The organism is Prevotella sp. C0026C3, from assembly GCF_056590795.1.
In genome coordinates this window covers 17976-44051 of the sequence record NZ_JBWPWW010000005.1, presented here as the reverse complement: position 1 = coordinate 44051, position 26076 = coordinate 17976, and the positions used below count along the sequence as shown (strand labels likewise).

Here is a 26076-nt window from a genome sequence, read left to right as displayed (position 1 = left end):
TCCAAATTATATAACCTGCCGGCCGTCGAAGAAGCGAATGGTGCGCGAAGTGTCGCGTGCCTGCTGCTCATTGTGTGTTACCATGACGATGGTAGTGCCGTCTTCGCGATTCAGTCGATGGAGTAGCTCCATGATATCTGCCCCCATCTTCGAGTCGAGATTACCGGTTGGTTCGTCGGCGAGGATGATTTCGGGTGCTCCGATGATGGCTCTTGCGATAGCAACACGCTGACATTGTCCACCGGAGAGTTGTGATGGCAGATGGTGCATGCGATGGGTAAGTTCCACTTTGGCCAACACCTCTTCGGCACGGTGTCTTCTTTCTTTGGCGCTCACGCCTCTATAGAGTAGCGGCATCGACACATTGTCGAGCACATCGAGCGAGTTGATGAGGTGGAACGATTGGAAAACGAAGCCCAATTTACGATTACGGAAGTCGGCCATCTGTCTGTCTCGCATGCCTACTGTGTTTATCCCGTCGATGACGATGCTACCTGTGGTGGGTGTTTCGAGCAGTCCCATAATATTGAGCAAGGTTGATTTGCCACATCCGGATGGACCCATAATACTGAGAAATTCTCCTTTTTCTACTTTGATATTGACGTTTTCCAGTGCTACGGTCTCTATATCGCCGGCACTATATACCTTACTAATGTCTGTGAGTAATATCATATTGTTTATATTATTTTTACTGTTGCGATATGAACAAGATGCATGCCAAAGTTGTAACTCGTTGATAATCAACGCTAGTTGTGTTTTGCTGGTGTACGAAAGCGGACAGTGCGTACGTTGAAAGAGGAGGAAGAGGGAGAAAGAAAAGAACCTTTCCCGTCCTACAACTAAAGAACTTATCAACTCAAAAACTTAGAAACTAAAGCCTAAACTCGTCTACTTATCCACTTAAAACCATCTCCCTCCCCTTTTGGGGAGGGCTGGGGTGGGGCTGTTGCAACGGCTTCTCAGCATCGCTGTCTCGACTTTTCAGCATTTCGGAATAGGCTTGGCAGCAAAGCTGCTGAGCCCTTGCAGTAACCTCACCTCAACCCTCTCTCAAGGAGAGGGAGATGGTTTTAAGTTGACAAGTAGACGAGTTTAGAGTAAGAAGTGAGGAGTTATGAGTGATGAGTAGGGGCGAATTGTATTCGCCCAATAACAGTTTTGATTGAGGGGGAGTACCTAAAGGCATTCAATTTTTGTATCCCTATTAGTCCGCCAGCCGTCATTTCATTCCGGCAAGCGGCTAACGCAGAGGGTAGCCATGTTGTGGCTGGTTGCTGTAGTGAGGAGTTTCTTATCCTCATTACTTGGTATTTTTCCTTAATGTGTATGTCATATATTCTTTGATATGAAGAAATGGTGTTACCTTTGTAGTTCGATTTCCTGTCGGATGAAATCTTTACAGAGGATAAAGATGCTTCTCGGACAGATGAGATGACATAACTATAGAGGTATACAGATTTTATTTTTTCACTCAATAATATTAAGGATAATGAAGAATGAATGGAGAAGTTTCGTAGGACATCAGTGGACAACCGAAGTCAATGTGCGAGATTTTATTCAAAACAATTACACAGGCTTTGACGGAAACGAAGATTTCTTGGCGGCTCCAACGGCTGCTACGGATAAGCTTTGGGGTATTTTGCAGCAGTTACAGAAAGAAGAACGTGCCAAAGGTGGTGTACTTGATATGGAGACTGAAGTCGTTTCGAGTATGACAGCTTATGGTTCGGCTTATATAGACAGCCAATTGAAAGACCTTGAAAAGGTGGTTGGACTTCAGACAGACAAACCTTTGAAGCGTGCTTTCATGCCTTATGGCGGTATTAAGATGGCAGAACAGGCTTGTACCACCTATGGCTATACACCGTCTGAGAAGTTGCACGAAATCTTTACGAAATATTGTAAGACTCATAATGATGGAGTTTTCGATGCGTATACCGACGAGATGAAGTTGGTACGCCACAATCATATTCTTACAGGATTGCCCGATACGTACGGTCGTGGACGCATTGTGGGCGACTATCGCCGTGTAGCTCTGTATGGTGTTGACTTCTTGATAGAAGAGAAGAAGAACGATTTGAATCTCTGTGGAGACGGTACGATGACCGATAATGTCATTCGTCAGCGCGAAGAAATATCAATGCAGATAAAGGCACTCAAAGAGATGAAGGCTATGGCTGAACTCTATGGGTATGATATTTCACAACCTGCACAGAATGCTCGTGAAGCTGTTCAATGGCTTTATTTCGGTTATCTGGCTGCCATCAAGACGCAGAATGGTGCAGCAATGTCTGTAGGTCGTATTTCAACATTCCTTGATATTTATATTGAGCGCGACTTCCGTGAAGGTACTCTTACCGAAGATGAGGCTCAAGAATTGATAGATCACCTTGTGATGAAGTTCCGCATGGTGAAGTTTGCTCGCATTCCTTCATACAATCAACTATTCAGTGGAGACCCCGTATGGGCTACATTAGAGGTGGCAGGTATGGGTATGGACGGGCGTTCGATGGTGACGAAGAGCGACTTCCGCTTCCTTCACACGCTTGAGAATATGGGACCATCGCCCGAACCTAACCTCACTGTGCTCTATAGTCCGCGTTTACCCGAAGGTTTCAAGAAGTATACAGCTGCTATTTCGGTGAAGACAAGTTCTATTCAGTATGAGAACGACGAGGTGATGCGTCCGGTATGGGGTGACGACTACAGTATTTGTTGTTGCGTATCTGCTACCCAGACCGGTAAGGAAATGCAATTCTTTGGTGCTCGTGCCAACTTGGCTAAATGTCTCACTTATGCAATTAGCGGTGGTGTAGATGCTAGAACACGCGAGCAATGTGGTCCTGCTTTGCGCCCAATAGAGGGTGACGTGGTGACTTACGATGAGTTTATGCCTCGCTTCATGGATATGATGGAATGGTTGGCAGGTGTATATGTGAATACCCTCAACCTCATTCATTATATGCACGATAAATACTTTTATGAGGCAGCGGAGATGGCTCTTATTGATACCGATGTACGTAGAACATTCGCAACAGGTATTGCTGGCTTCAGCCATGTGGTCGATTCTATCAGCGCTATCAAGTATGCCAAGGTCAATATCCTGCGTGATGAGACTGGATTCCCACTCGAATTTAAGACCGAAGGCGACTTCCCCCGTTACGGAAATGATGACGATCGTGCGGATGATATTGCTGTATGGTTGCTCAAGACGTTTATCGGCATGATTAAGAAGCACCATACCTATCGTGAATCCGAACCTACTACCAGTATCCTTACCATTACTTCTAATGTGGTTTATGGTAAGTTTACCAGTAATATGCCGGATGGTCGTCCGGCCGGAACACCCCTTGCGCCTGGTGCAAATCCATCGTATGGTGCCGAGAAGAACGGATTGTTGGCATCGCTCAATTCTGTGGCTAAGTTGCCTTATGAGTATGCGCTCGATGGAATTAGCAATACACAGACTATCAGCCCCGATACATTAGGACACGATGATGAAGAACGCGCTCGTACACTTGTGGGTGTCATGGATGGTTATTTCAGTCGTGGTGCTCATCATCTCAACGTAAATGTATTTGGTGTAGATAAGTTGAAAGATGCCATGGAGCATCCTGAGAAACCTGAATATGCTAATTTTACCATTCGTGTGAGTGGTTATGCCGTGAAATTCATCGACTTAACGCGCGAGCAACAAGAAGATGTGATAGCACGTCAGGCACACGACAAGATGTAAAAACGAGAAAAACTGTAGTTTACTCTATATCAAATGAGGGAGCTATGGTCATATGCTCGGATATGAAAAAGAAACGGAGCGCCTCAACAGCGCTCCGTTTCTAATTGGCAAATAGAGAGGATAAGAAATGGAAAAGAACAAGTTAAATATACAAGAACAGAAAAAATGTATGTCGGCGAATGGCGATTTGCATGGCATTCCGGATGATATGGACAGTCCGAAAGTGGGCTTTCTGCATTCTACCGAGTCGTTTGGTTCGGTAGATGGCCCCGGTATTCGCTTCGTCATCTTTTTACAGGGCTGTCCCATGCGTTGTCGCTATTGTCATAATCCGGACTCTTGGAAAAAAGAAAAGCAGCAGAGCGTTACGGCAGAAGAGTTGCTTGGCCGTGCCGAACGCTACCGAAGTTATTGGGGAAAAGACGGGGGGATTACGGTGAGTGGGGGTGAGGCGTTGCTCCAAATCGATTTTCTGATAGAACTGTTTAGCAAAGCTCATGAGCGAGGTATCAATACATGTCTTGATACTTCTGCCCAACCATTCTCTCGACAGTCGCCCTTTTATGATAAGTTTGTACATCTCATGGAGCATACCGATTTGGTGTTACTCGATATCAAGCATATTGATAGCGAGGCTCATCGTATGTTGACAGGGCATCCTAATGAGAATATTCTTGATGCAGCTCGTTGCCTTTCAGACATGGGTAAGCCTGTATGGATTCGTCATGTATTGGTTCCGGGCATTACCGATGATGAAGATGCACTTCGAAGATTGGCTGCTTTTATTCAAACATTAAGCAATGTGCAGCGTATAGAAGTGTTGCCCTACCATGCATTGGGCATTTATAAATGGGAGAATCTGGGTATTCCCTATAGCTTGAAAGATGTGTCTACGCCTGCGAAAGAGCAGGTAGAGTGGGCTGGGAAGATACTTCGTGGTGAGCAGTAAACGTAGGTTGTGGATGCTTATCGAAGGAAGTCATGAGCCAATCTTATGCTTTCTTGGAAAGCAGATTCTTGCCCTTTAACGGTAATAAACAGGTGGACGCTACCTGGTAATACTTCTCGTCGGGCATCGACGCCTAATTGTTGAATGCGCCCGACGAAGGTTTCCCCTTGAGAACATAGAATATCGCGCTCGGCAGCAACCAATAATAGTTTTGGCAATTGTGCCAGTAATGTGTCTGAAGCCATAGAGGGTGAAACCAACGGATGGCATTCCCGACCCTTGGCGTAGGCTTGGTTGAATGCTTCCATGATACTTCCGTCTAAGGCAAATCCTTTTTGATAGGCCTTCCACGATGCCGACTGATCGTTCCAAGCAGATATTACGGGATAGAAAAGGAGCAGCGAATGGAGAGGTGATGTTCCTTTTTGCAAGAAGTTTAATGTGGTGGTGAGGGCTAAATTTCCCCCTGCGCTGTCGCCACCGATAGATATTCGGCAACTATCTGCGCCCCATTCAGAGGCTTTCTCTTTTGCCATACGCACCGCATTGATACAGTCTTGCAGTCCGGCAGGGAAGGGATGTTTGGGTGCTAACCTATAGTTGAGAGCCAATACCATCACTTCGCCTTGGGCAACCAGTTGCTGACAGAAGCGAGCACAGCTGTTGATACTGCCGAATGTCCATCCACCACCGTGCAGATAGATGAGGAGTGGGAGCGTCTTTTGTTTCTTGTTACGGGGAGTATATAGACAGAGTGTATTGCTGATGTAAGATGTTATGACCTCATTACATACTTCTGGAACTTGGTTGCGTGAATTTCTAATAGCGGCAAGTGGGGCAGTATTGCCTTCTATGGCTTTACGAATAGCTGCTGTTTGTTTTACTTGTAGTCCTTCAGGCATCTGTTGCAAGAACAAATCGGCTTCTTTCTTGAAATTATATTCAGTAGTGATATTCTTTTGTTGTGCAAAAGATGGGAGGTTGGATATCATTATCAGACAGCTTATAAATAGTAAGATACGTTGCATGATGAAACTGTTTTGAACTTCGGAATGCAAAACTACAATAAAAAGAGAAGCCAGCAAAGCTTTCATATAAATTGCCTGTAAATTTCGTTATTATCTTCTATTTACGTTATCTTTGCCTATGACTAAAGTAACAATTATGAGCGGAGATACCGAGCAAAAGAAGTTTCTGAATAAGTTTTATCTCAAAGATGTGACGTTTGTCAACCTGATGATGCGTCGTATTTATAATGTTCTCATTGTGGCCAATCCCTATGATGCGTTCATGTTGGAGGACGATGGACGCGTAGAAGAGAAGATATACAATGAGTATATGCAGTTGGGATTACGTTATCCGCCTACGTTTACGCAGGTGAGTACGATAGAAGAAGCTTCAAAAGTGCTACAGACAACGAACATAGACTTGGTGATCTGTATGCCGGGTAACGCCGATAATGATGCTTTCACCGTGGCTCATGCCATCAAAGATGAATTCCCCGCCATTCATTGTATCGTACTGACGCCTTTCTCTCACGGTATTACCCGTCGCATGCAGAATGAAGATTTGAGTATCTTTGATTATGTGTTTTGCTGGTTGGGCAATACCAATCTCATCCTTTCTATCATCAAATTGATAGAAGACAAGATGAACATAGAGCACGATATACGCGAGGGTGGGGTGCAGATGATTCTCTTGGTGGAAGACAGTATCCGTTTCTATTCGTCTATTTTGCCCAATCTCTACAATTATATATTGTTGCAGAGCCAGCGGTTCTCTACCGAAGCGTTGAACAAACACACGGCTACGTTGCGTATGCGAGGTCGTCCGAAGGTGGTATTGGCACGAACTTACGAAGAAGCGTTGGCCATGTATGAAAAATATAAGGACAATACGTTGGGCGTTATCAGCGACGTTCGTTTCCCACGAGGCGGTGTGAAGGATGGCGAGGCTGGTCTCTCATTGTTGAGAGAAATCAGAAGCCGTAACGAGTATGTGCCGCTTATCATGGAGAGTTCGGAGTCGGCAAACCGCCAAATGGCTGAGGCTGCAGGCTTCCACTTTGTAGATAAGAATTCGAAGAAGATGAGTATAGACCTCCGTCATTTGATGGAAGAGCACATGGGATTTGGAGATTTCATCTTCCGTAACCCGAAGACACATGAAGAAGTGATGCGTGTGAGCTCGCTCAAGGAACTGCAAGACAACATTTTCAAGATTCCCGATGACTCCATGCTCTACCATGTGAGTCGCAATCACATGAGTCGTTGGCTCTCGGCGCGTGCCATTTTCCCGGTATCGGCGTTCCTTAAGAATATCACTTGGCACGAGTTGCAGGATGTAGAAGCACACCGTCAGATTATATTCGACGCCATTGTGCAGTATCGACACATGAAGAACATCGGTGTGGTAGCCGTGTTCGACCGTATGAAGTTCGACCGTTACGCCCATTTCGCACGTATCGGTGAAGGTTCGTTGGGTGGTAAAGGGCGCGGACTTGCATTCTTGGACAATGTTGTGAAGATGCATCCGGAGTTTAATGCCTACGAGAATATAAAGGTACAGATACCCAAGACGGTAGTATTGTGCACCGATGTGTTCGACCAATTCATGGAGCAGAACAACCTATACCAAATAGCTTTGAGCGATGCAACGGACGAAGTGATACTTCAACACTTCTTGCGAGCGCAGTTGCCCGACTCGTTGATAGTCGATTTCTTCACATTCTTCGAGGCTACGAAACGCCCTATTGCTATTCGTTCGAGTTCGTTGTTGGAGGATAGTCACTATCAACCATTTGCCGGAATCTACAGTACTTACATGATACCTTACTTGGATGACAAGTATGCCATGCTGCATATGTTGGCCGCAGCCATCAAGAGTGTGTATGCATCTGTGTACTATCGCGATTCTAAAGCGTACATGACGGCCACCAGCAACGTGATAGACCAAGAGAAGATGGCCGTGATATTACAGGAAGTAGTGGGAAAACAATACGGTACTCACTATTATCCGAATATCAGTGGAGTGCTGCGTTCGCTCAATTATTATCCCATTGGCGACGAAACGGCCGAAGAAGGAATCGCCTCTTTGGCTCTCGGACTGGGTAAGTATATCGTGGATGGAGGGCAGACTTTACGTGTATCTCCTTATCATCCCGACCAAGTGTTGCAGATGAGTGAATTGGAAATAGCCCTGCGTGAGACGCAGACGCAGTTCTATGCACTTGATATGGCGCACGTAAGCGACGACTTCAATGTAGACGATGGGTTCAATATCAGTCGTCGGAAAGTGAAAGAAGCCGACAAAGATGGCTCGCTTTACCTGATAGCATCGACCTTTGATCCCTACGATCAAGTGATACGTGACGGGCTATATGAGGGTGGACGAAAAATCATTTCGTTTGCCGGTGTATTGCAACAAGGAGTGATTCCGTTTGCCGAAGTGATGCAAATGTCGATGAAGTATGGCTCTGAAGCCATGCGAAGGCCGGTAGAAATAGAGTTCGCCTGCAATATCTCGGAAGATAATGCTGCCGAATTCAACCTGTTACAGGTACGTCCAATCGTCGACGCCAAGCAAATGTTGGATGAGGATGTGTGTGGTATTACCGATGAGGAATGCCTGTTGCGCTCGCATCACTCGTTGGGACATGGTATTTCGGAAGATGTTGTCGACGTGGTATACGTGAAGTACGACGACACGTTCTCGGCCATGAACAATTATTATGTGGCCGACGATATAGAGCGAATCAACCGCAAGTTCCTGACAGAAGGGAAGAACTACATCCTTGTAGGACCCGGTAGGTGGGGTTCAAGCGACCACTATCTAGGCGTACCGGTGAAGTGGCCGCATATCAGTGCAGCCCGTGTTATTGTGGAAGTGGCGCTCAAAGATTATCGGGTAGATCCTAGTCAGGGTACCCATTTCTTCCAAAATCTGACAAGTTTCGGCGTAGGCTATTTTACCATAGATATGAATACAGAGGATGGCGGACTCATTCGGAAGGAGTTATTGGATAGCTTGCCTGCCGTGGAAGAGACGCCGTATGTACGCCATGTACGCTTCGGCCATCCGCTACGCATTCTCATGGACGGTAAGAAACAAGAGGGAGTGGTGTTGAGGTAAGTAACTGTTAATAAGCCTTTTGAAGACAATAAAAAACTAAAGAAACAGACCTTTTATCACAAAATATTTGGAAGCAATTTGTTTTCATATTATCTTTGCATCGTGTTTTTCATGGTATTAGATTTAAGGTTAACAAAGGTTGGGACTCAGCGGAGCCCCTTTTTTTATGCCCTTACGTTTGTATGGCGATTTTCTAGTATCTTATTGGCTTGGTTAGGCTTGTGAATTTCAGTTTTTTTACTTACTTTTGCTGTCAATAATACAATACGGATTGTAGTATGATAATGCTGTGCTTAATCCCTCATCTACACGGATATAATGACCGATTTTGAAAGACTTTATATCACATGGTATGCTCGTGTGAAGAACTTCGCACTTGTCTATGTGAAGCGTGAAGCCGATGCGGAGGATATAGTGCAGGATGTTTTCGCGAGAATATACGAACGTGAAGACTTGTTTAATAAGGATATAAACATCACAAGTTATCTGTTTATATCGGTCAAGCATGCTTGCTTGAATCATTTGCGCGAACGATTGACGGTGTCGGAAGCTTATTCCAAGTATTACGAAACGCAACGACTGGAGATGCAACTCATGTATGACTCGTTGGAACAGTTGGATATGAACTTCTCGGACGAGTCTATAGAGACGATGTTGGAAAATGCCATTAACCATCTACCGGATAAATGTAGGCAGATATTTATCATGAGTAAGCTCAAAGGCACGAAGCAAAAAGCCATCGCACAGGAGTTAGGTGTGTCGGTAAATACGGTGGAAGTGCAGATGAGCATTGCTTATAAGAAGCTACGAGAAGAACTCAAAAACTGCATTCCTTTGTTGGCGTTCCTGTATATGATGCCTTAGAATGGTAGCCTCGTGCCTTAGTTTGAATGTCTTACTCAGATTTCATAACTTGGTAGTCAACGGATTTTGAATTTCACCAATACGCCTTTATGGTCGGTGGGCCATAGTCCTGTGGGAAGCACAAAAGAGTCTTTGGTATCTTCCTTGAGAGCTGTTGAGCGGTAGGCAGACATGTCGGGACCGAATATCTGAGCCGATATGGGCGTCACACCTTTACCTTTATAGTAGATGAAGTCGATGCGTTCGCGCTCGTCGGCCTTTGGTGCCCACGTTAATTGTTCCATCTTTACAGCCGGATTATAGCTTGGATAAGTGAAGCCGGGATGCGTGATGGCACTGGGATAAACCTCGCGATAGGCATCTCGGAAGCCGTTTTTGTAGAGCATGGTAGACACGGTCCAAGGTACGATCATGCCATGATGGTCGTAAAGGTCTTTGGTTTGGGCAGTCCAATCCAAATGAGACGGTTCGTTGAAGTCGCCTCCGAAGACTACACAATGACCTGCTTTGATGTCATGGCGAGCCTCGTTGATAAACGTCTGTACCTCATTGTCACGCCAAGAGAGGTCGTTCAACTTCAAAAGTTCGGCCACCGACTGTGGTCGTTCGCACTCCTTCCATGTGCAACCATCGTATCCGTAAACATTGTAATAAGCACAATCAAGGTAGTCTAAATGTCCTGTATAGACGCTGACCTTGCGCCCTTGCACCTCGGCTGTGAGTTTATAGATGCTCCCATGATCCTTGTTGAGGGTTGAAACGTAAACAGAATCAAGGATAGGATAGCGACTCAAAAGGCCAGAATCGTCTGTGCGGAAAGAATAATAGGTTAGTCCTTTGGCCTTCAAATCGTTGACGAGTCGGCGCGTAAAGTTTACGTTATGGTAGTTACGCACTTCACTCAGCGTGACGAAGTCGGGTTTCAGACGGCACAACTCGTTGACGATGGCATCGTAACCGCCCGGTACCACCGTGCCTTCCTGCCATATATTCCATTGCAATACGGTAATCTCAACATCCTTACGAGCCTGAACGTTGAGGCTCATCAGTACCACTAAAAGGGTAAATAAAATCTTTTTCATTTTGTTATTTCTGCTTTGTAAGTATTAGTTTCATGGTTTATGTCGAAGCAATTGTAACCCTTGCTTCGCAGATAGGATTCGATATGGAGCACGCGTTTCCTAAAGTCGGTATAGGATGACTTGGTTCCCCAAGCTGTTTCGGCAATGGCTAAGAGACGTGGATACATCATGTATTCAACGTGAGAGGGTGTTTCTATATATTCCGCCCATAGGTTTCCTTGTATTCCATCAATGTATTTCTCTACGTTGCTTCCTTTTAGTTCGGCAGGAATAGGGTCGTAAGAATAGACCTTTTCCAAAGGTGAATAACCGCCAAGAGCCTTTGGCTGTGTTTCAGGCTTATCTTGATAATGGTCTAGATAGTAGTATTTAGATGGACATATCACAACATGATGTCCCATTTTGGAGGCTTTGATGCCACCTTTTTCGCCACGCCATGACATGACAAGTGTTTGTGGCGAAAGTGTAGTACCATCGAGAATTTCGTCCCAACCTATCATTCTGCGACCGTGAGCCGTAAGGAAACTGTCGATTCTACTGATGAGATAGCCTTGTATCTGTGCCGTATCGTTCATGTTCATACGATTGTATAGTCCGATACATTTGGGACATTTCTTCCAATAACGCATCGTCGCTTCATCGCCACCGATATGGATTACTTTTGAAGGGAAGACACGCATCACCTCTTGTAAGATGTCGGTAAGGAACTTAAACGTATGCCCATTGCCCACACAAAGGTCGAACCCATCACCTTGTCCGGTACAAGACAGGTCTTTAAACACCTGCATCACCTCGTAGCTATGGCCGGGCATCTCGATTTCAGGGACGATATTGATGTATCGACTGCGTGCATACGCTACGATTTCTTTTAAATCTTTTTGTGTATAATAGCCTCCGTAAGCCCCCGGTGTGTCTTTTTTACAAAACTTACGTCCTTCGTCTATCCACTGGTCGCGACTGCATTGCGTGCGATAAGCCGCCCCGTCGGTGAGTTGTGGATACTTCTTAATCTGCATTCGCCACCCTTCGCAATCGGTAAGATGCAGATGTAAGGTGTTCAATTTGAAGTAGGCTAGAGCGTCAATCTGTTTCTTGATGAAGTCTTTTGACCAAAAATGGCGCGATGTATCAAGCATGAATCCGCGATGAGCAAAGCGCGGGCTGTCGGTTATCTCGGTACATGGAATATGCTTCTGCTGCTCCATTTGGCGTAAAGTCTGTATTGCATAGAATATACCGGATGCTGTGGAAGCCTCTATCCGAATTGTATCGAGCCCCACATTCAGTTTATATCCTTCGGCGCGAAAGGCTCCTTGGGTGAGCCGAAGTACAATGACGCCTTTTGGTTGTGCTTGTGTTGTCTGTTTGGGCGTGCCCATCAACATTGCCACCTGTTCTTTAATGTACTTCGAGTCCTTACCTTTTAAGTTGCTCACTATCTTGTAATGTCTATCGACTGCAAAAGTTCCATTACCTATTTGTTGCTGTACGGGCAATGGCAGTAGCGTCTGTGCATTGAGACCAAGGCAGTAAAAGAGACCGAGATAAAATAGAAACTGTTTCATGTTAGTATATTTATTGTACGGTAGGCGGCTTACTTAAGATGCCACCCTCATTGTATTGCTGATTATTGGGGAGTCCTTGACCTCCTATCCCTTTCTTCATAAGCTGCTTTAGGAGACTGAGATACCGTGTATAAATGTCGCGTGGAAGTGCTTGATGCTGTTTGCAGAGCGATGCTGCCATTCCTACAACCTCGCCCATCATGCCCGTTGTGCGCATGACACGAACCGAACCGAGGGCTATATGTGTCACGCTGATGTCGCGACCAGCCATAAAGAGATTGTCAATATTTCTAGAATATAGGCATCGATAAGGTACGCCATAAGGATAAATTACCTTTTGTTTCGATATGGCTTTATACTCATTGCCGGGGAAATAAATGCCGTTGAGTGAGTCGGGATAATGCAAATCAATACTCCACGTGGTGGTGAACGATGCATCTTCGTGCGAAACATGTTTTATAAGATCTTGTTCACTCAGTACATAGTCGCCTAGTAGACGACGCGACTCGCGTTTTCCGGCAACATAAGCCACCCATCCCAACTGTTCTTTCTCAAACTTTTTTCTCTTTGAATATTGGTTTTTCAGGTAGCTCCAGTTAGAATATACCACCATCAGACCGTAGTCTCTGATTCGTTCAAAGTCGGTTATCTGATTTTTGTTGAGCCCTGTCTCCCATGTCCATTCGCCCTTTTTGATGGGTTCACAACTCTCTTCGGTGAATGAGATACCATAGTTGAATGGGCGGAATGTATTGGTTTTCTTCGTTGGTTGGGCATACCATTGTACCGAAGCCCCCATGGTCATCTCGTCGGCCTGCTTCGGTGCTAATGGCTCTTCGAACTCATTGTAGGCTTCACGTCCCATCTTATAGTCGGCTCCGGCTAAATATCCCACTGTAGCATCGCCCGTACAGTCGGCAAACAGTGGCGCCTTGAAGATCAGTGGTTGCGATGTCTGTGTGTTTAGGGCTATGACACAGGCTATTTTATTACCTTCCATCTGCACCTTGTTCACGTGGTAATTGGTAAAAAGAGAAATGTTTGGTTCACGCTGAACGATGTCCATCTTCTTGTGGTCGGCATAGTTTTCGGCTGGCATGGCATTGCCCTCTTCCGTTGGGCCAAACTCTTTTTGGAGTCCACCGAGGTTTGGAAACTTTCCTGTTTCGATTCTTCCACCTAGATGGACTCGTACTTCTGAACTGTTATTGCCACCCAAGATGGGGCGATCTTGCACCAAAGCTACTCGCATTCCTAGTCGGGCTGCTGATACAGCCGCGCTGATTCCGGCCACACCACCACCTACAACAACAAAATCGAATGTTCCTGCCGAAGAGGCAACGCTAGGTAGTTGGAGCAGTCGTTGGCGCATATTGGCTAATGCTAGCGAATCATCGGACGGTAAGTTGTTGCCAGTTGTGAGATAAATGGCATCACAGCGACCGTCAAATCCAGTTAGGTCTTTTAGTCGGAGCGTTGCTTTTCCTTTTTTCAGAGTCACCTTACCGGCCTTTTGCCACATCCATTGTGTGCCGATATTTCCAAGTGTTGGCGACAATCTCTTACCATTAATCCATAGCGAGAAAGCCCCTGCACCCTGCCCATGATGCCACGGTGATGTCCAGTTATAGGTTCTAACGAATGCATAGTATGTGCCATCGTGTGGCACGGTGATGTGGGTTGATGCGTCGGCAACAGGCACTCCCATGCCGTGGGCGATGAGATAAGGCGACCCCATTTGGTCCATAAACTGTTGGTCGACCGCCCATCCGCCTTTTACTTCAAAGCTCTCTGCCTCTACAAGTATGTCTGCGGCTAGTGCTGAAGTTGTGACGAGTAGGGGTAATAAAAGGGTTGATAGAATTTTTATCATGCGTATGTATTAGTATAATATGATTTCGTTTTTCTCGGCATTGTGGCTGATATGGAACGGATATACCTTCGAAATAAGCTGTAGAATCGACGTAACACCATCGTGTAGACGGAATTTTCCTGTGTATTCTTGTTTGGCAATATCGTCGTTTTTGATGATGATGTCGACATGGTAATACTGGTGTAGGCGTTCGGCCACTTCTTGCATGCTGGCCGACTTAAACGAGATGATGCCATCGCGCCATAGTATATCGTCTTGGTCTACGGCTAGAATCTTTTGTTGGTTGCCGGCTATAATGAGTTGCTGATGGGGCGTTAGTATTGTTCCTTGAGCTTCCTTGCTAGGTTGATAGACTCTGACCGAGCCTTCATAGAGGGATACGTCTAGTGTAGTGGGGGTATAGCAACGCACGTTGAATTCCGTACCAAGCGCTTTTACCTGTCTATTGCCTGCTTGAACAATGAATGGATGACTCTCGTCTTTGGCTACATCGAAGTAAGCTTCGCCATGCAGCAAGACGGTTCGTTCGTCCCCAAAGGTCGATGGATAAGTGATAGTAGAACCGGAGTTGACCCATACCGAGGTGCCGTCGGGAAGTGTAATCTGTGCCCGTTGTCCCTCCGGTACATTTAGTTTCTGATAAGCTATGGGTTGCTGAGAACCTATGTGGTATTTGAAGATAGCGGCTGTACCGATGATGCCAAGTATCAATATGGCTGCGTAGCGAAGCAGTTGTCGAGCCAGCAATTTCATGGTATCTCTTTTTTGAGCCTTCTGTCTCTGTAGTAGACTTTCTCTGCCGGCTTCCTCATTGGTGAGATCGGGGTGGAGAGATATCAGTGCTTTCATATTGATAGCACGGGTTAGTTCGGCCTTTAATGTTGTCGACGACTGTGCATCTTGTAATAGCTGTTCGGTATCTTGGCTATTGAGAGTTCCTTCCAAATATTGATTGATGCGTTCATCCATTTGTTCCTGTTTTTATGATATAGACAAGCAAATATAAGAAAACCACTAAACAAAAGAGCTAGAAAATGTATCTAATTTGCTATAATTTACTCTTTTGTGGGTAGATTGGGTGTTTTAGACGAATATAGTTTACCTTAGCGACATGAGATAATTGATACTTTGAGTATTTAAATGAGTCATGAGTTATCTCAAGTGTCCATCTTCTTAAATTGCTGCAAGGCTCTTGCAGTAATGTTGAATGGGCCATGCAGCATTACTGCCAAGTTGAGACAGAAATGTTGCCTAGCCTAGGCAGTAAACACAAAAAAAGAGAGACAGCGTGTCACCACGCCATCTCTCGTGTCTAATATAACCTTAACGTCGTATATTTGAGTTCAAAGAGGCATCGTCGGCAGGGTAAGGTAGGTAGATGCTCTTGTCTCCATTCCATGTCACATTATCAGGAATGAGGACGTTTTCTTTTTCCATTACACCTGTTGTAATTTCGATAGGAGCATTCTTCTTGCGATAGTTGAAGAGCGATTCCAAGCGGTTGAGACGGAACAAGTCTTGACGTCGGCAAACCAAAGCAGGCCAATATCCAGCAATTTCCCAACCATGCTCCTTCACACAAGCTTCGGCAAACTCGTTTCCTGACATGCCTGTTGGGAGATTCTCCAGACCTGCTCTATGCCTAACTTGGTTGATACAGTCGTAAGCTAAAGCGTTGGGAGTACCCTCTGAACGGGCTTGTGATTCGGCATACCACAGCAATACTTCAGCGTAACGAACCAAGCGATGGCGATGGCTATTGGTGCTTTTGCCACCTGCTGGTTTTGTATAGTCATAGTCGGTGAAGCCGGTTCCAGTGAGTAGATTGCAGTACATGGGGTGCTTCTCCTCTACTTCCCACCAGTCTATCAGTTCTGTTTCGCCGTTTCGCCCGTTATTTTTAACTATTTTCGGACTAATGGTGGCGTCTTTACGAGCGCCTGCGGGGAAGTCTTTCCAGAACTTGTATTCGCTCCAACCATCGCCCCATCCACCGAGAGATTCAAACAAATCGCTGACAGCCATCTCGGAATCTTCGTCCCAAACATACGAGCCATTGTAGTTGATACCTACGATGGTCTCGTTGGTATAGTTGTGGCTGGGAGCATAGACCATGTTGTAGCTAGGCTCAAGCATGTATTCATACTTGCCGGCTTTTACTCCGTCGATGACTGCTTTTGCACTGGCGGCCGCTTCTTTGTAATATTCGGTCTTGTTAAGGGGCCATCCTGCCATTCCCATATAGACTGCTGCGAGTACAGATTGTGCTGCTTGCTTGGTGATATAGATATTGGCTCCATTCATCTTCCGGGGTGCTTTGGCGTAAGAGGTGGGCAATATCTCGACACAATCTTTCAAGTCTGCGACAATTTGATTATATATTTCTTCGACCGAAGCAAGAGGACGCGAATAGTCAACTTCACCGCTTAGGTTCATAGGAACGGGGCCAAATACTCTTACAAGTTTGAAGTAGCTCACGGCACGCCAAAACTTTGCTTGTCCGATAGCAATGTTTACTTCCTCTTGAGTAGTCGGAGTTTTCTCTGCATTGTTGATGAGATAGTTGGCAGCCTTAATCACTTTATATCCCGAATTCCATACAGCTGCAGCGCCTTTATTGCCGTCTGTGGGGTGGAAAGCATCTACATCAGCATACGCTTGCTTGTTGCTTCCGGGGTGTGTAGTGATGTCGTCGCCTTGCCAAGCAATGATTAATGGGTTGGTGTTGTTTTGAGAATTCATTACTTGGCGGTACAAAGCGTAGGTGCCCATGTCTAGTTCTTCTTGGGTAGAAAAGAATGTATCGGCAGTCAACCTACCCTTAGGATCTTCGTCAAGGAAGTTTTGGCATGAAGTCATCAGTGCCAAGCAGGCACTTAATCCGGCTATAATATAAGTCTTTTTCATATTGTCTGTGTCTATTAGAAGTTAACTTTCAATCCAAATGTTACGGTTCTTGATAAGGGGTAAGCACCCATATCGATACCATCATTGAGGTCGGTGCTGCCCAATTCAGAACTCATGAATGAGACACCGGCAGGATCCATACCTTTATATTTGGTAATGGTAAACAGGTTTTGAACGCTTAATGAGAGGGTGGCATCGGCAAAACGAAGCACCTTCTTGGGTAGGGCGTACGACAGAGATAGATTGTCCAACCTGAGATAATCGGCGTTCTCCAGCCATTTAGTAGATGCTGCCTCGTAGTCGTTGTCGGTGACTGTGACTGATGGGTATATGGGGTTAGCGCTCTTTCCAAATGAGTTGTAGTAGGCATCACGCAGAGTGATGAATTTAGAGTTGCCATTGAAGGAGGCTGCCGTATAGCGAATGAGGTTTAGGCGCTGTACACCAATGGCTCCGGTGAAGAACGCGCTGAGAGTCCAGTTGCGCCACGTGACGATGTTGTTCCATCCGAAACTGAAGTCGGGAGTAGCTTTGCCGGTCACAATTTTGTCGCCTTCGGAGAGCGTACCGCTGTTATCATAGTCGGCATACGTATCATGTCCATTTGCATCGATGCCTGTCCAGTCGTAAAGGAAAAACGAACCGATGGGGTAACCTACCTTTACGCGCGATACAGCTCCGACCAAACCATAGGCTGGAGTGTTTCCGGCGATGAATGGGATGTTGTCTAATGAAGTGACCTTATTCTTCAAGAAGGTGCCTGTAAAGGCTGAATTCCATGAGAAATCTTTCGATCTGAGGATATCGGCATCAATAGTAAAGTCCAAACCACGGTTGGTTACCTCGCATGCATTGACCCAGTAAGAACCTCCACCGTCGTAGTTGGGCATGTTCTTGCGTAGCAATCCATCTTTCGTAAACTTTACAAAGTAATCGAATGTGAATCTTATGCGACTATCAAGGATACCGAAGTCAAGACCAGCGTTGAATTGATGAGTTTTCTCCCAAGTCAAGTCGGGCGTAGGAACATTGGTTCCAGTCCAGTAACCGGTGTACTTGGAGTCGCCACCAAAAGCGATAGTGGTTTGAGACATTAAGCCTAATGTCTCGTACGGATCAATAGCCTGACTACCTACGATACCATAACTGAGTCGTAGTTTGGCATTCTGGATAACGTTCTGGTGTTGCATGAAATTCTCATTACCAAGTTGCCAAGCCAAAGCAAGAGATGGAAAATAGCCCCATTTCTGATTAGAGAACTTGGAAGAACCGTCGGCACGGAATGTTCCGGTGACCAAGTAGCGATCGTTGTAGTTGTACATCAAACGGCTCACATAAGAAAGAAGCGACCACGAAGAGTAACTGTTGTTGTCTTGACGACTTTTGGCTAGTGTAGAATTCCACCAACCTACGCTCTCTGTTAAGAGATTATCGCCTGAAATTTTCATGAATCTGGTTTTGGAGAATGAAGATTCAAAGACACCGGTAGCTGTGAGAGAATGCAGTCCCCATTGCCCATGATAAGTCATGTTGTTGGTGGTTTGTAATGCCATTCGTTGGGTATCGGCATTCGACATACCGTTATTGATGTTGACGGAAATCTTCTTTGAGTTGAAATAATAATATTTATAGTCGTTGTAGTCTACTCCATTAGTAGAGGTGAACGTAAGGTTTGGCAGGATGGTAAACTTTAAATCTACTCGCGCATTGAGAATGTCGCGACGATTTTGCGACCTACTTTCCTTCAAAGTTGCAACAGGATTATACTCTGTAATAGCGCAATAACGGTCGGGATTGTAGCCTCCGTTGGCATCGTATATGTCTGTTACGGGAGAGTAGTTGAGCATAGCCCACAGCACATTGTTTTTAGATGCGGTGAAGTTATGGCTCTTATCAGCACTGTGAGAGAAGTTGATGTCGGTGGTAAGACTTAGCCACTTCGATACGTCGGAAGTCATATTGGCTCTGAACTGGTAGCGATTGTAGTTGTTTTCGATGACGGTGCCTGTCTGACCTATATAGTTGGCAGAGACATAATATTGTGTCTTATCGTTGCCATTAGACAATGCTACTTTGTAATCTTGGGTGATACCGGTCTTGAAGACTGCATCTTGCCAGTCGGTTCCAGTTGTTCCGTTTTGGAAAGAAGATAGCTGGTTGCTGTCGAAAGTATTGGGATGAGCTTCGTTGTAAGCCACTGCGAACTCATAAGGACTAAGTGTATCGTAACGTTTTGCCACATTGCTGACACCCAGTTTGGCATCGAAAGTGATGAGTTGTTGGTTGGCTTTACCGGTTTTAGTTGTGATTAAGATGACACCATTGGAGCCTCTTGAACCGTAAATGGCTGTTGCCGAAGCATCTTTGAGGACTTGCATGGACTGTATATCTTCCGGATCTAGACCGGCAACACCACTCTCTCTCACGATACCATCGACTACATATAGCGGGTCGTTGCTACGATTAATGGAACTGGCACCGCGTACCCTGACTTTGATAGTGCCTCCGGGAGCGCCACTATTGGTAACCGAAACACCAGCAACACGACCTTGTAACGCATCTGTGGCATTGACAATGGGCTGATCTCTGTACGATTTGCTGTCGAGCACAGCGATAGAACCGGCCAAATCTGCTTTTTTTACGGTGCCATAACCGATGACGACGACTTCATCGAGGGCCTCTATATCGTCGGTCATTGTTATCTGCATACTTTCGCTAGCTTTGATTTCTTTATCCTTGGCACCTATATATGAGACGAGCAATGTGCTTCCTTTGGGGGCATCGATTTCAAAGTTACCATCCATATCGGTAATTGTTTTGTTCTGTGTACCTTTCTGTATGATGGTAGCACCGATGAGTGGTTCCCCTTTTTCATCTGTGATATGTCCGGTAAGTTTACTTCCTTTAGTACTTTGTTGGTGTGTTTCGACAGCCTTCTTTCTAAATACTACATATTTATTTTGTGTAATATCATAATTGAGATGAAGTTCAGAGGCGAGGTGAGAAAGGAAATATTTCAGGTTGCCCTTGGTTTGTGTAAACGTAATCTTGGCGTTTACATCGACGTCTTTATCGCTGTAGACGAGCAAAAATCCTGTGGAATGTTCGATTTGAGCAAATAGTTTACCCACAGAAAGGGTTTTGGTAGGAATCTCAAGGCTTTTGTTTTGGGCAAAAGTTTGTGGTGTTGATAAGAGTAAGAAAAGGAAGAGTAGGAGTCTCATCGGATGTAAATAAGAAGAAGGTGAGCTCTTCCGACATTTAGATAAATAACGATTCATAGGTTTTATAGTTAGAATTAATAAAGTCTTTAATGGCATATTGGTGCATCGCCCTTATTGCATGGCGTGCATAGATTGTTTCTCTGGTCATATTCTCATAGGCGTTTTTCTTATAAGTTTTGTTATTATAACACAGCAGAATAAAAAATCCACTAAGAGCAAACAGAAAAAAATAGGATATATTGCCATAAACTTTATTATTGTTTTAAATCTTTTTTGACATTGTGATTTGGCACTTATGTATAAAAACTCTATATTTGCAACATAACCAAGGGTGTTGGTTCGCCTGCCCTTTTAATCGATACTAGTTATGGAAGTAAGTAAAATCTTGAATGATTTGGAGCGAAGGCATCCGGGTGAAAAGGAGTATTTGCAAGCAGTAAGTGAAGTCCTTATGTCTATTGAAGACGTGTATAACAAGCATCCGGAGTTTGATCGCATGAAGATTATGGAACGTTTGGTGGAGCCGGAGCGCATCATTACGTTTCGTGTACCATGGGTTGACGACCGTGGAGAGGTTCATGTGAACTTGGGCTACCGCGTGCAATTCAACAGTGCCATAGGTCCTTATAAGGGTGGACTGCGCTTCCATCCGTCGGTAAACCTGTCGATTTTGAAGTTCTTAGGGTTTGAACAGACATTCAAGAATGCGCTCACCACGTTGCCAATGGGTGGCGGTAAAGGCGGAAGTGACTTCTCCATACGTGGTAAGAGTGATGCCGAAGTGATGCGATTCTGCCAATCTTTCATGCAAGAACTCTATCATTATATCGGCCCGGACGAGGATGTTCCCGCCGGCGATATAGGTGTTGGAGCCCGCGAGATAGGCTATCTCTTCGGCACATATAAGAAGCTGACGCATCGTTGGGAAGGTGTGTTGACCGGTAAAGGCGTTGAGTGGGGCGGCTCGCGTATTCGTCCTGAGGCAACTGGATTTGGTGCTTTATACTTCGTCAATCAAATGTTGCAGATCCACGATATAGACATCAAGGGCAAGACTGTGGCTATTTCGGGTTTTGGAAACGTGGCTTGGGGAGCTGCTAAGAAGGCTACTCAACTCGGTGCAAAGGTCATAACGATTAGCGGACCGGATGGATATATCTATGATCCGGACGGTATTTGCGACGAGAAGATAGCTTATATGCTTGAGCTAAGAGCCTGTGGCAACGACGTATGTCAGCCCTATGCCGATGAATTTGAGAGTGGTCGGTTCTTCGAAGGACGCAAACCTTGGGAGCAAAAAGCCGATATTTATCTGCCATGCGCTACCCAAAATGAACTTAATGGAGAAGATGCCGACCGCATATTAGCTCATAAACCGCTCTGTGTGGCAGAGGTATCGAATATGGGATGCACTGCCGAGGCGGTGGAAAAGTTTATCCAAGCGCGACAACTATTTGCTCCCGGAAAGGCCGTAAACGCCGGTGGTGTGGCCACATCGGGACTTGAAATGACGCAAAATAGTATGCGCCTATCATGGCCGGAAGAAGAAGTAGATGCACAATTACATCGTATCATGCACTCTATACACGACCAGTGTACGCTCTATGGTAAGCAGGCCGACGGCTATATGAATTACGTGAAAGGAGCTAACATTGCTGGATTCATGAAAGTAGCCAAAGCTATGATGGCGCAAGGTGTTGTGTGATAGCATGTGGTGTTAGTAGGAGTTAATGAGAGTTAGGCTCGCGTTGCTCATTGGGAGTTAGGTCAAATGTCTATAGATGAGGCAAAAAAAACAAATGGCTTTTAACTCCGAGGCTGTCGAAGATAGCCTTAACTCCTGCTAACTCCTTTTAATAACTTAATATATAACGAGTGGAATATCGAAGAAGCGTAATCCTTTTAATATGGTTATGTGCCTTTACCACGATGTTTGCACAGCAAACCGGGAAGGCATCCTACTACTCCAAGAAGGCTACAGGAACCCGTACGAGTAGTGGAGAGAGGCTACATCATGATAGCCTTACGTGTGCTCACCGTACTTATCCGTTCGGTACGTTGCTGAAGGTGAGAAACCTTAGCAACGACAAAACGGTCATTGTACGAGTTACCGATCGTGGCCCATATGGTCGCGGCCGTGTTATTGACCTATCATGGGCAGCAGCCAAAGAGCTGGGAATGCTTGCCCAAGGAGTGACCGGCGTTGTTGTTGAAGTGTATGCTGAGGCTCCTGCTATTCCTTACAAGCCCGATGAAGAGGTGTATATGCCGAGTTTAGATTTCGGAGTTGCTGAAAGTGGCTCTAGTTTTGTGAGCGATTGGGTTGAAGATGCTGCCCAAGAAGCCAAGAAACTTCCCCAGAAAGCTAAGGCTGTCAAACCTGTACGGCGTAAGCAGAAGGTGCAATATGCTCCCTCTAAGCAAGCTCCCAAGACTAATAGTTGGAAGAATATATTCAATAAATTCTTAGAGTAGAGCAAAAAACTCTACTCTTTTTTTGTGCCATCAAACAGCCTTTAAAGAGTTGGAACTAGCAATAAAAATGTCGACAGAAACCCCGCCTTCACCGTTATGGCTGTGACTCTTTAGTAAGAATCAGCTGAGTATCTGTCGACAAATATATGGAATTGTACGCTTATGTACTCTTTCCAATGTTTTTAAGACAAAGCTATCATTATTTCTGTGTGGGAATATTAAATTCGCTTACTTTTGAGATAGCTTTGTTACCCTGTACCACCGAGATACAGATTTTGGCCGTTCCTGCTTTCAACTTGTTATCAGCTTTCACTACGGCTGTATATCTTATGCCCTTTCCGGGGAGTATTTTCTCGATATGGATGCTAGGCGAAACGTAGAGATGTCGGTTTCCGTCGGCCTCCACCACCATCGGTTGAACGTCTGATATAGTTTCTTTACCACGGTTGTAAACCTCAAAGATGACTTTGCAAATTTCACCTCGACTAATCTTATTGTCTTGATTGGCATCTACAAATCGGGCATTACTAATCTCTATCGTGGGACTGTACTTATATCCATTGGCCAATTCTTCTACGCTAGAAGATAGTGGCATGTTGGTAGTAGGTTGTTGAGCGCTGTAGTTTCCTGTATAATCCGTACCGTCGAAGTCATAGATTCTGTCGTCACCACTGTTGGTTTGATCAAATCCACTGTTGTCCGATGTGTCGGAATATGGATAATCGTCAGTGCCTTGATAGTCGCGGTTGCGTATCTTATCGCGCACTCGCTCGTAGCGGTCGTGGCGCACTGGAGCGTCAGAATAGACACGTTCTTGTGCACGTTGGTCGGCCGCGTTGCCGATAGCGCCTCCTATCACGGCACCACCCACCATTCCTACGATGGTTCCTAAGTCCGAACCGCGTGGTCCATCGCTTATTCCACCAACGGCAGAACCCAGTATCGATCCCAATGTGGCGCCGGTATAAGCGCCGGTTCCTGTATAGGTGTCACAGCTACTTGCCATTATAACGGTGCTCATTGCTAATATCGTAAATCTCTTCATGACGAATTTTGCTTTTTAATCTTGTTTCTGTCGCAAAGATACGGTATTTTTCCCCGCTCTTCAAGATTGTTTCCCTACAATGTGATAGGAAAAATCCTATTTCCCCAGTTCTACCACTATATATATTAGAATTTGCATCAGTAGGTTATTACTAGGGCGAAGTTGGTTTTCGCCCTAGCTATCAGTGTGTAGTTATTTGGCATGAGCAATTCACCCATCTTGGTGAGCGAGTATTCCATGCGAGTCGATATTTCGGGATAGACGTTGCTATTTACTCAGTGGTAATGTTCCTGATTCTTCTATGTTTATGATAGCATTTTCTGTAGACAGTAGCTTCTCCATGATCGCTAAAAGATGTGATGATTGCGGAAAAATTCTTTTAAAAGGCTGTGTTCTTGAATATTTTTCGCATATTTGCACTTGTAAATCATATACGACCGAATGGATTTAAAAGCATATTATAGCAGCCATGCCGAATCATTGGCACTCGAAATAGCGCAACTTAAAAGAAAAGGAAATACATTAGTGATAGCCCAAATAGCATTCTTTGTGCTGTTTGTGGCTTTCATTGTTTTATATACGGTGGTGTCGTGGGGCTGGCCTTTATTGGTCGGTTCGGCTCTGTCGCTGTTGGCTTATGCCCTCGTGAGGCGTATAGATGGTCGAAATTCCGACTTGTTGCAGCGTAAGACTGATTTACAACAAGTGTTTTTGCACGAGCAGGCTTCTCTTGACGGCGACTTTACGGCATTCGATGATGGCCGTCGTTATGTCGATGCTCGTCATGAATACACGTTCGATTTAGACGTCTTTGGGCCGGAGTCGTTGTTCCAGCGCATGAATCGTACGGTTACATCGGGCGGTAGTGATCGACTGGCTCGGCAGTTATCGCAATTGGAATATGATGAGAAAGGAGCGGAAGCCATCGCTGAGTTGGCCGTCAAGGATGCTTGGCGAGCTGAATTTATAGCCCTCGGACAGCAGCGACGATTGGATACCAACGAGGTGATGCGGGTGGTGTCGTTGATGCGCGAGACCCGTATTCCGAGTTTTGCACAGAGTAACGGGGTGCGTATCTTGGCGTTTTTGGCCATCGTCGGCTGCTTGTGTGCTTTCGGCGCAGCCTCGTTTGGTATGGCAAGTTGGAATCTTCCGATATGGTGGGTCATCTTGCAATTCGGCCTTGTGTTCCTCTTTACGTCCGGCACATTGAAGCGAGTAGGGAGCGTGGTAGACCGGTTGCACGAGCAGATGGGTACTTATATTAAAGTGGTAAGGCACATCGTAGACGAATCTTTTGCCACTTCGTTGAACACAGCTGACAGTAAGATGCTACGCGAAGCTATCGACTCGTTTGCCCAACTGGAGCAGATATTGGGCGGACTCGACCGTCGCGGTAACATTCTAGGGCTTTTCTTTGCCGATGGACTGGTGTGGAGCGACTTCTTCCTCTTGCGCCGTTTTGCCTTGTGGCAGCGTGATTATGCCGATGAAATGGGCGAGTGGATGGATACGGTAAGCCGTATGGATGCCCGCATATCAATGGCTACGTTCAGCTATAACCATCCCGAAGCCTGTCCGGCAGAGGTGTTGGACGATACCAAAGAGCTGGTATATGAGGCGCAAGGGCTGTTCCATCCATTCCTTGGAGCTAAGGCCGTGCGCAACGATTTCTGCATCGTAGACCACCATTATTATATTATCACTGGTGCCAACATGGCGGGTAAGAGTACTTTCCTGCGTGCGGTGGGCATCAATTATATCTTGGCCATGAACGGTATTCCTGTGTTTGCTGATGGTTATCGGGTGTCTGTGTTTCACCTATTCAGCAGCATGCGCACCACCGACGACCTAGCCCACGGCATCTCTTACTTCAATGCCGAGCTCTTACGCTTACAACAATTGCTGCAATACTGTCGCGATTGTCATCCTACACTCATTATTCTCGACGAGATATTGAAAGGTACCAACTCGCTCGATAAGCTCAATGGGTCGCGCATGTTCTTAGAGGCAATCAGTCATCTCGACGTTACCGGCCTCATAGCCACCCACGATTTGGAGCTCTCGAAGATGCAAAGCGACCGATTCCATAACTATTGTTTCGAGATAGAATTGGGTGCTCATGTCACTTATTCATATAAGATTACCTCCGGTGTGGCGCGTAATCAGAATGCTACCTATCTGCTTCGCCGTATATTGGAAGGGGAATAAAAGGTGAAATACCG

At 45.5% G+C, this 26076-nt stretch carries 16 protein-coding genes; 7 read left to right on the top strand and 9 right to left on the bottom strand.

Annotated features, from left to right (window positions below):
- Positions 1–6 precede the first annotated feature (6 nt).
- The gene (locus AC1EK4_RS04350; protein WP_036896584.1) at positions 7–672 is read right to left on the bottom strand and encodes an ABC transporter ATP-binding protein; all 666 of its coding nucleotides are present in this window, start codon (positions 670–672) and stop codon (positions 7–9) included.
- Positions 673–1489: 817 nt separating this feature from the next.
- Between AC1EK4_RS04350 and pflB the strand changes: the two genes are divergently transcribed.
- Both pflB and pflA read left to right on the top strand, forming a co-directional pair.
- The gene (gene pflB, locus AC1EK4_RS04345) at positions 1490–3736 is read left to right on the top strand and encodes a formate C-acetyltransferase (protein ID WP_480357165.1); all 2247 of its coding nucleotides are present in this window, start codon (positions 1490–1492) and stop codon (positions 3734–3736) included.
- Positions 3737–3944: 208 nt separating this feature from the next.
- Positions 3945–4685: a pyruvate formate-lyase-activating protein gene (gene pflA, locus AC1EK4_RS04340; protein ID WP_480357276.1), complete on the top strand. Its 741-nt coding sequence runs from the start codon at positions 3945–3947 to the stop codon at positions 4683–4685.
- A gap of 17 nt (positions 4686–4702) precedes the next feature.
- On the opposite strand, the gene AC1EK4_RS04335 is transcribed toward pflA, so the two are convergent.
- A complete protein-coding gene (locus tag AC1EK4_RS04335; RefSeq protein WP_231725605.1) occupies positions 4703–5677 on the bottom strand; it encodes an alpha/beta hydrolase in 975 nt (324 codons plus the stop codon).
- Between the two features lie 154 nt (positions 5678–5831).
- On the opposite strand from AC1EK4_RS04335, the gene AC1EK4_RS04330 reads away from it, so the two are divergent.
- Entirely contained in the window at positions 5832–8816 is a 2985-nt protein-coding gene (locus tag AC1EK4_RS04330; RefSeq protein ID WP_480357164.1) for a PEP/pyruvate-binding domain-containing protein, read from the top strand.
- A gap of 318 nt (positions 8817–9134) precedes the next feature.
- Entirely contained in the window at positions 9135–9680 is a 546-nt protein-coding gene (locus tag AC1EK4_RS04325) for an RNA polymerase sigma-70 factor (protein ID WP_036896588.1), read from the top strand.
- Between the two features lie 56 nt (positions 9681–9736).
- Here the strand turns inward: AC1EK4_RS04325 and AC1EK4_RS04320 are convergent, their stop codons facing one another.
- The 6 genes from AC1EK4_RS04320 to AC1EK4_RS04295 all read right to left on the bottom strand — a co-directional run bounded on the left by AC1EK4_RS04320 (position 9737) and on the right by AC1EK4_RS04295 (position 20388).
- Positions 9737–10762 carry an endonuclease/exonuclease/phosphatase family protein gene (locus AC1EK4_RS04320; RefSeq protein ID WP_036896589.1) on the bottom strand — a complete coding sequence of 342 codons (1026 nt, stop codon included), beginning with the start codon at positions 10760–10762 and terminating at the stop codon, positions 9737–9739.
- A complete protein-coding gene (locus AC1EK4_RS04315; RefSeq protein WP_480357161.1) occupies positions 10759–12327 on the bottom strand; it encodes a beta-N-acetylhexosaminidase in 1569 nt (522 codons plus the stop codon). The genes AC1EK4_RS04320 and AC1EK4_RS04315 overlap by 4 nt, the downstream gene beginning before the upstream one ends.
- A gap of 10 nt (positions 12328–12337) precedes the next feature.
- Positions 12338–14200 carry an FAD-dependent oxidoreductase gene (locus AC1EK4_RS04310; RefSeq protein ID WP_480357160.1) on the bottom strand — a complete coding sequence of 621 codons (1863 nt, stop codon included), beginning with the start codon at positions 14198–14200 and terminating at the stop codon, positions 12338–12340.
- A 9-nt stretch (positions 14201–14209) separates the two neighbouring features.
- Complete coding sequence (locus AC1EK4_RS04305) at positions 14210–15169, bottom strand: FecR family protein (protein ID WP_062433529.1); 960 nt, start codon at positions 15167–15169, stop codon at positions 14210–14212.
- Between the two features lie 354 nt (positions 15170–15523).
- Entirely contained in the window at positions 15524–17107 is a 1584-nt protein-coding gene (locus tag AC1EK4_RS04300; protein ID WP_036896591.1) for a RagB/SusD family nutrient uptake outer membrane protein, read from the bottom strand.
- Positions 17108–17121: 14 nt separating this feature from the next.
- Positions 17122–20388 carry a SusC/RagA family TonB-linked outer membrane protein gene (locus tag AC1EK4_RS04295; RefSeq protein ID WP_480357157.1) on the bottom strand — a complete coding sequence of 1089 codons (3267 nt, stop codon included), beginning with the start codon at positions 20386–20388 and terminating at the stop codon, positions 17122–17124.
- Between the two features lie 310 nt (positions 20389–20698).
- On the opposite strand from AC1EK4_RS04295, the gene gdhA reads away from it, so the two are divergent.
- On the top strand, positions 20699–22036 hold the full coding sequence (gene gdhA / locus AC1EK4_RS04290; RefSeq protein WP_480357156.1) for an NADP-specific glutamate dehydrogenase: 1338 nt from the start codon (positions 20699–20701) through the stop codon (positions 22034–22036).
- Between the two features lie 224 nt (positions 22037–22260).
- Positions 22261–22806, top strand: a complete 546-nt coding sequence (locus AC1EK4_RS04285; protein ID WP_062433538.1) for a septal ring lytic transglycosylase RlpA family protein — start codon at positions 22261–22263, stop codon at positions 22804–22806.
- Positions 22807–23005: 199 nt separating this feature from the next.
- Here AC1EK4_RS04285 and AC1EK4_RS04280 read toward each other — a convergent pair whose 3' ends face one another.
- Positions 23006–23851, bottom strand: a complete 846-nt coding sequence (locus AC1EK4_RS04280) for a glycine zipper family protein (protein ID WP_036896594.1) — start codon at positions 23849–23851, stop codon at positions 23006–23008.
- Positions 23852–24292: 441 nt separating this feature from the next.
- Here AC1EK4_RS04280 and AC1EK4_RS04275 point away from each other — a divergent pair, with 441 nt between their 5' ends.
- A complete protein-coding gene (locus AC1EK4_RS04275) occupies positions 24293–26062 on the top strand; it encodes a MutS-related protein (RefSeq protein ID WP_480357153.1) in 1770 nt (589 codons plus the stop codon).
- Positions 26063–26076: the final 14 nt, after the last annotated feature.

Excerpts from the sequence above, each read along its gene's own strand:
- AC1EK4_RS04350 (WP_036896584.1), bottom strand. The coding sequence starts at position 672 with ATGATATTACTCACAGACATTAGTAAGGTATATAGTGCCGGCGATATA.
- pflB (WP_480357165.1), top strand. The coding sequence starts at position 1,490 with ATGAAGAATGAATGGAGAAGTTTCGTAGGACATCAGTGGACAACCGAA.
- pflA (WP_480357276.1), top strand. The coding sequence starts at position 3,945 with ATGGACAGTCCGAAAGTGGGCTTTCTGCATTCTACCGAGTCGTTTGGT.
- AC1EK4_RS04335 (WP_231725605.1), bottom strand. The coding sequence starts at position 5,677 with ATGATATCCAACCTCCCATCTTTTGCACAACAAAAGAATATCACTACT.
- AC1EK4_RS04330 (WP_480357164.1), top strand. The coding sequence starts at position 5,832 with ATGACTAAAGTAACAATTATGAGCGGAGATACCGAGCAAAAGAAGTTT.
- AC1EK4_RS04325 (WP_036896588.1), top strand. The coding sequence starts at position 9,135 with ATGACCGATTTTGAAAGACTTTATATCACATGGTATGCTCGTGTGAAG.
- AC1EK4_RS04320 (WP_036896589.1), bottom strand. The coding sequence starts at position 10,762 with ATGAAAAAGATTTTATTTACCCTTTTAGTGGTACTGATGAGCCTCAAC.
- AC1EK4_RS04315 (WP_480357161.1), bottom strand. The coding sequence starts at position 12,327 with ATGAAACAGTTTCTATTTTATCTCGGTCTCTTTTACTGCCTTGGTCTC.
- AC1EK4_RS04310 (WP_480357160.1), bottom strand. The coding sequence starts at position 14,200 with ATGATAAAAATTCTATCAACCCTTTTATTACCCCTACTCGTCACAACT.
- AC1EK4_RS04305 (WP_062433529.1), bottom strand. The coding sequence starts at position 15,169 with ATGGATGAACGCATCAATCAATATTTGGAAGGAACTCTCAATAGCCAA.
- AC1EK4_RS04300 (WP_036896591.1), bottom strand. The coding sequence starts at position 17,107 with ATGAAAAAGACTTATATTATAGCCGGATTAAGTGCCTGCTTGGCACTG.
- AC1EK4_RS04295 (WP_480357157.1), bottom strand. The coding sequence starts at position 20,388 with ATGAATCGTTATTTATCTAAATGTCGGAAGAGCTCACCTTCTTCTTAT.
- gdhA (WP_480357156.1), top strand. The coding sequence starts at position 20,699 with ATGGAAGTAAGTAAAATCTTGAATGATTTGGAGCGAAGGCATCCGGGT.
- AC1EK4_RS04285 (WP_062433538.1), top strand. The coding sequence starts at position 22,261 with ATGTTTGCACAGCAAACCGGGAAGGCATCCTACTACTCCAAGAAGGCT.
- AC1EK4_RS04280 (WP_036896594.1), bottom strand. The coding sequence starts at position 23,851 with ATGAAGAGATTTACGATATTAGCAATGAGCACCGTTATAATGGCAAGT.
- AC1EK4_RS04275 (WP_480357153.1), top strand. The coding sequence starts at position 24,293 with ATGGATTTAAAAGCATATTATAGCAGCCATGCCGAATCATTGGCACTC.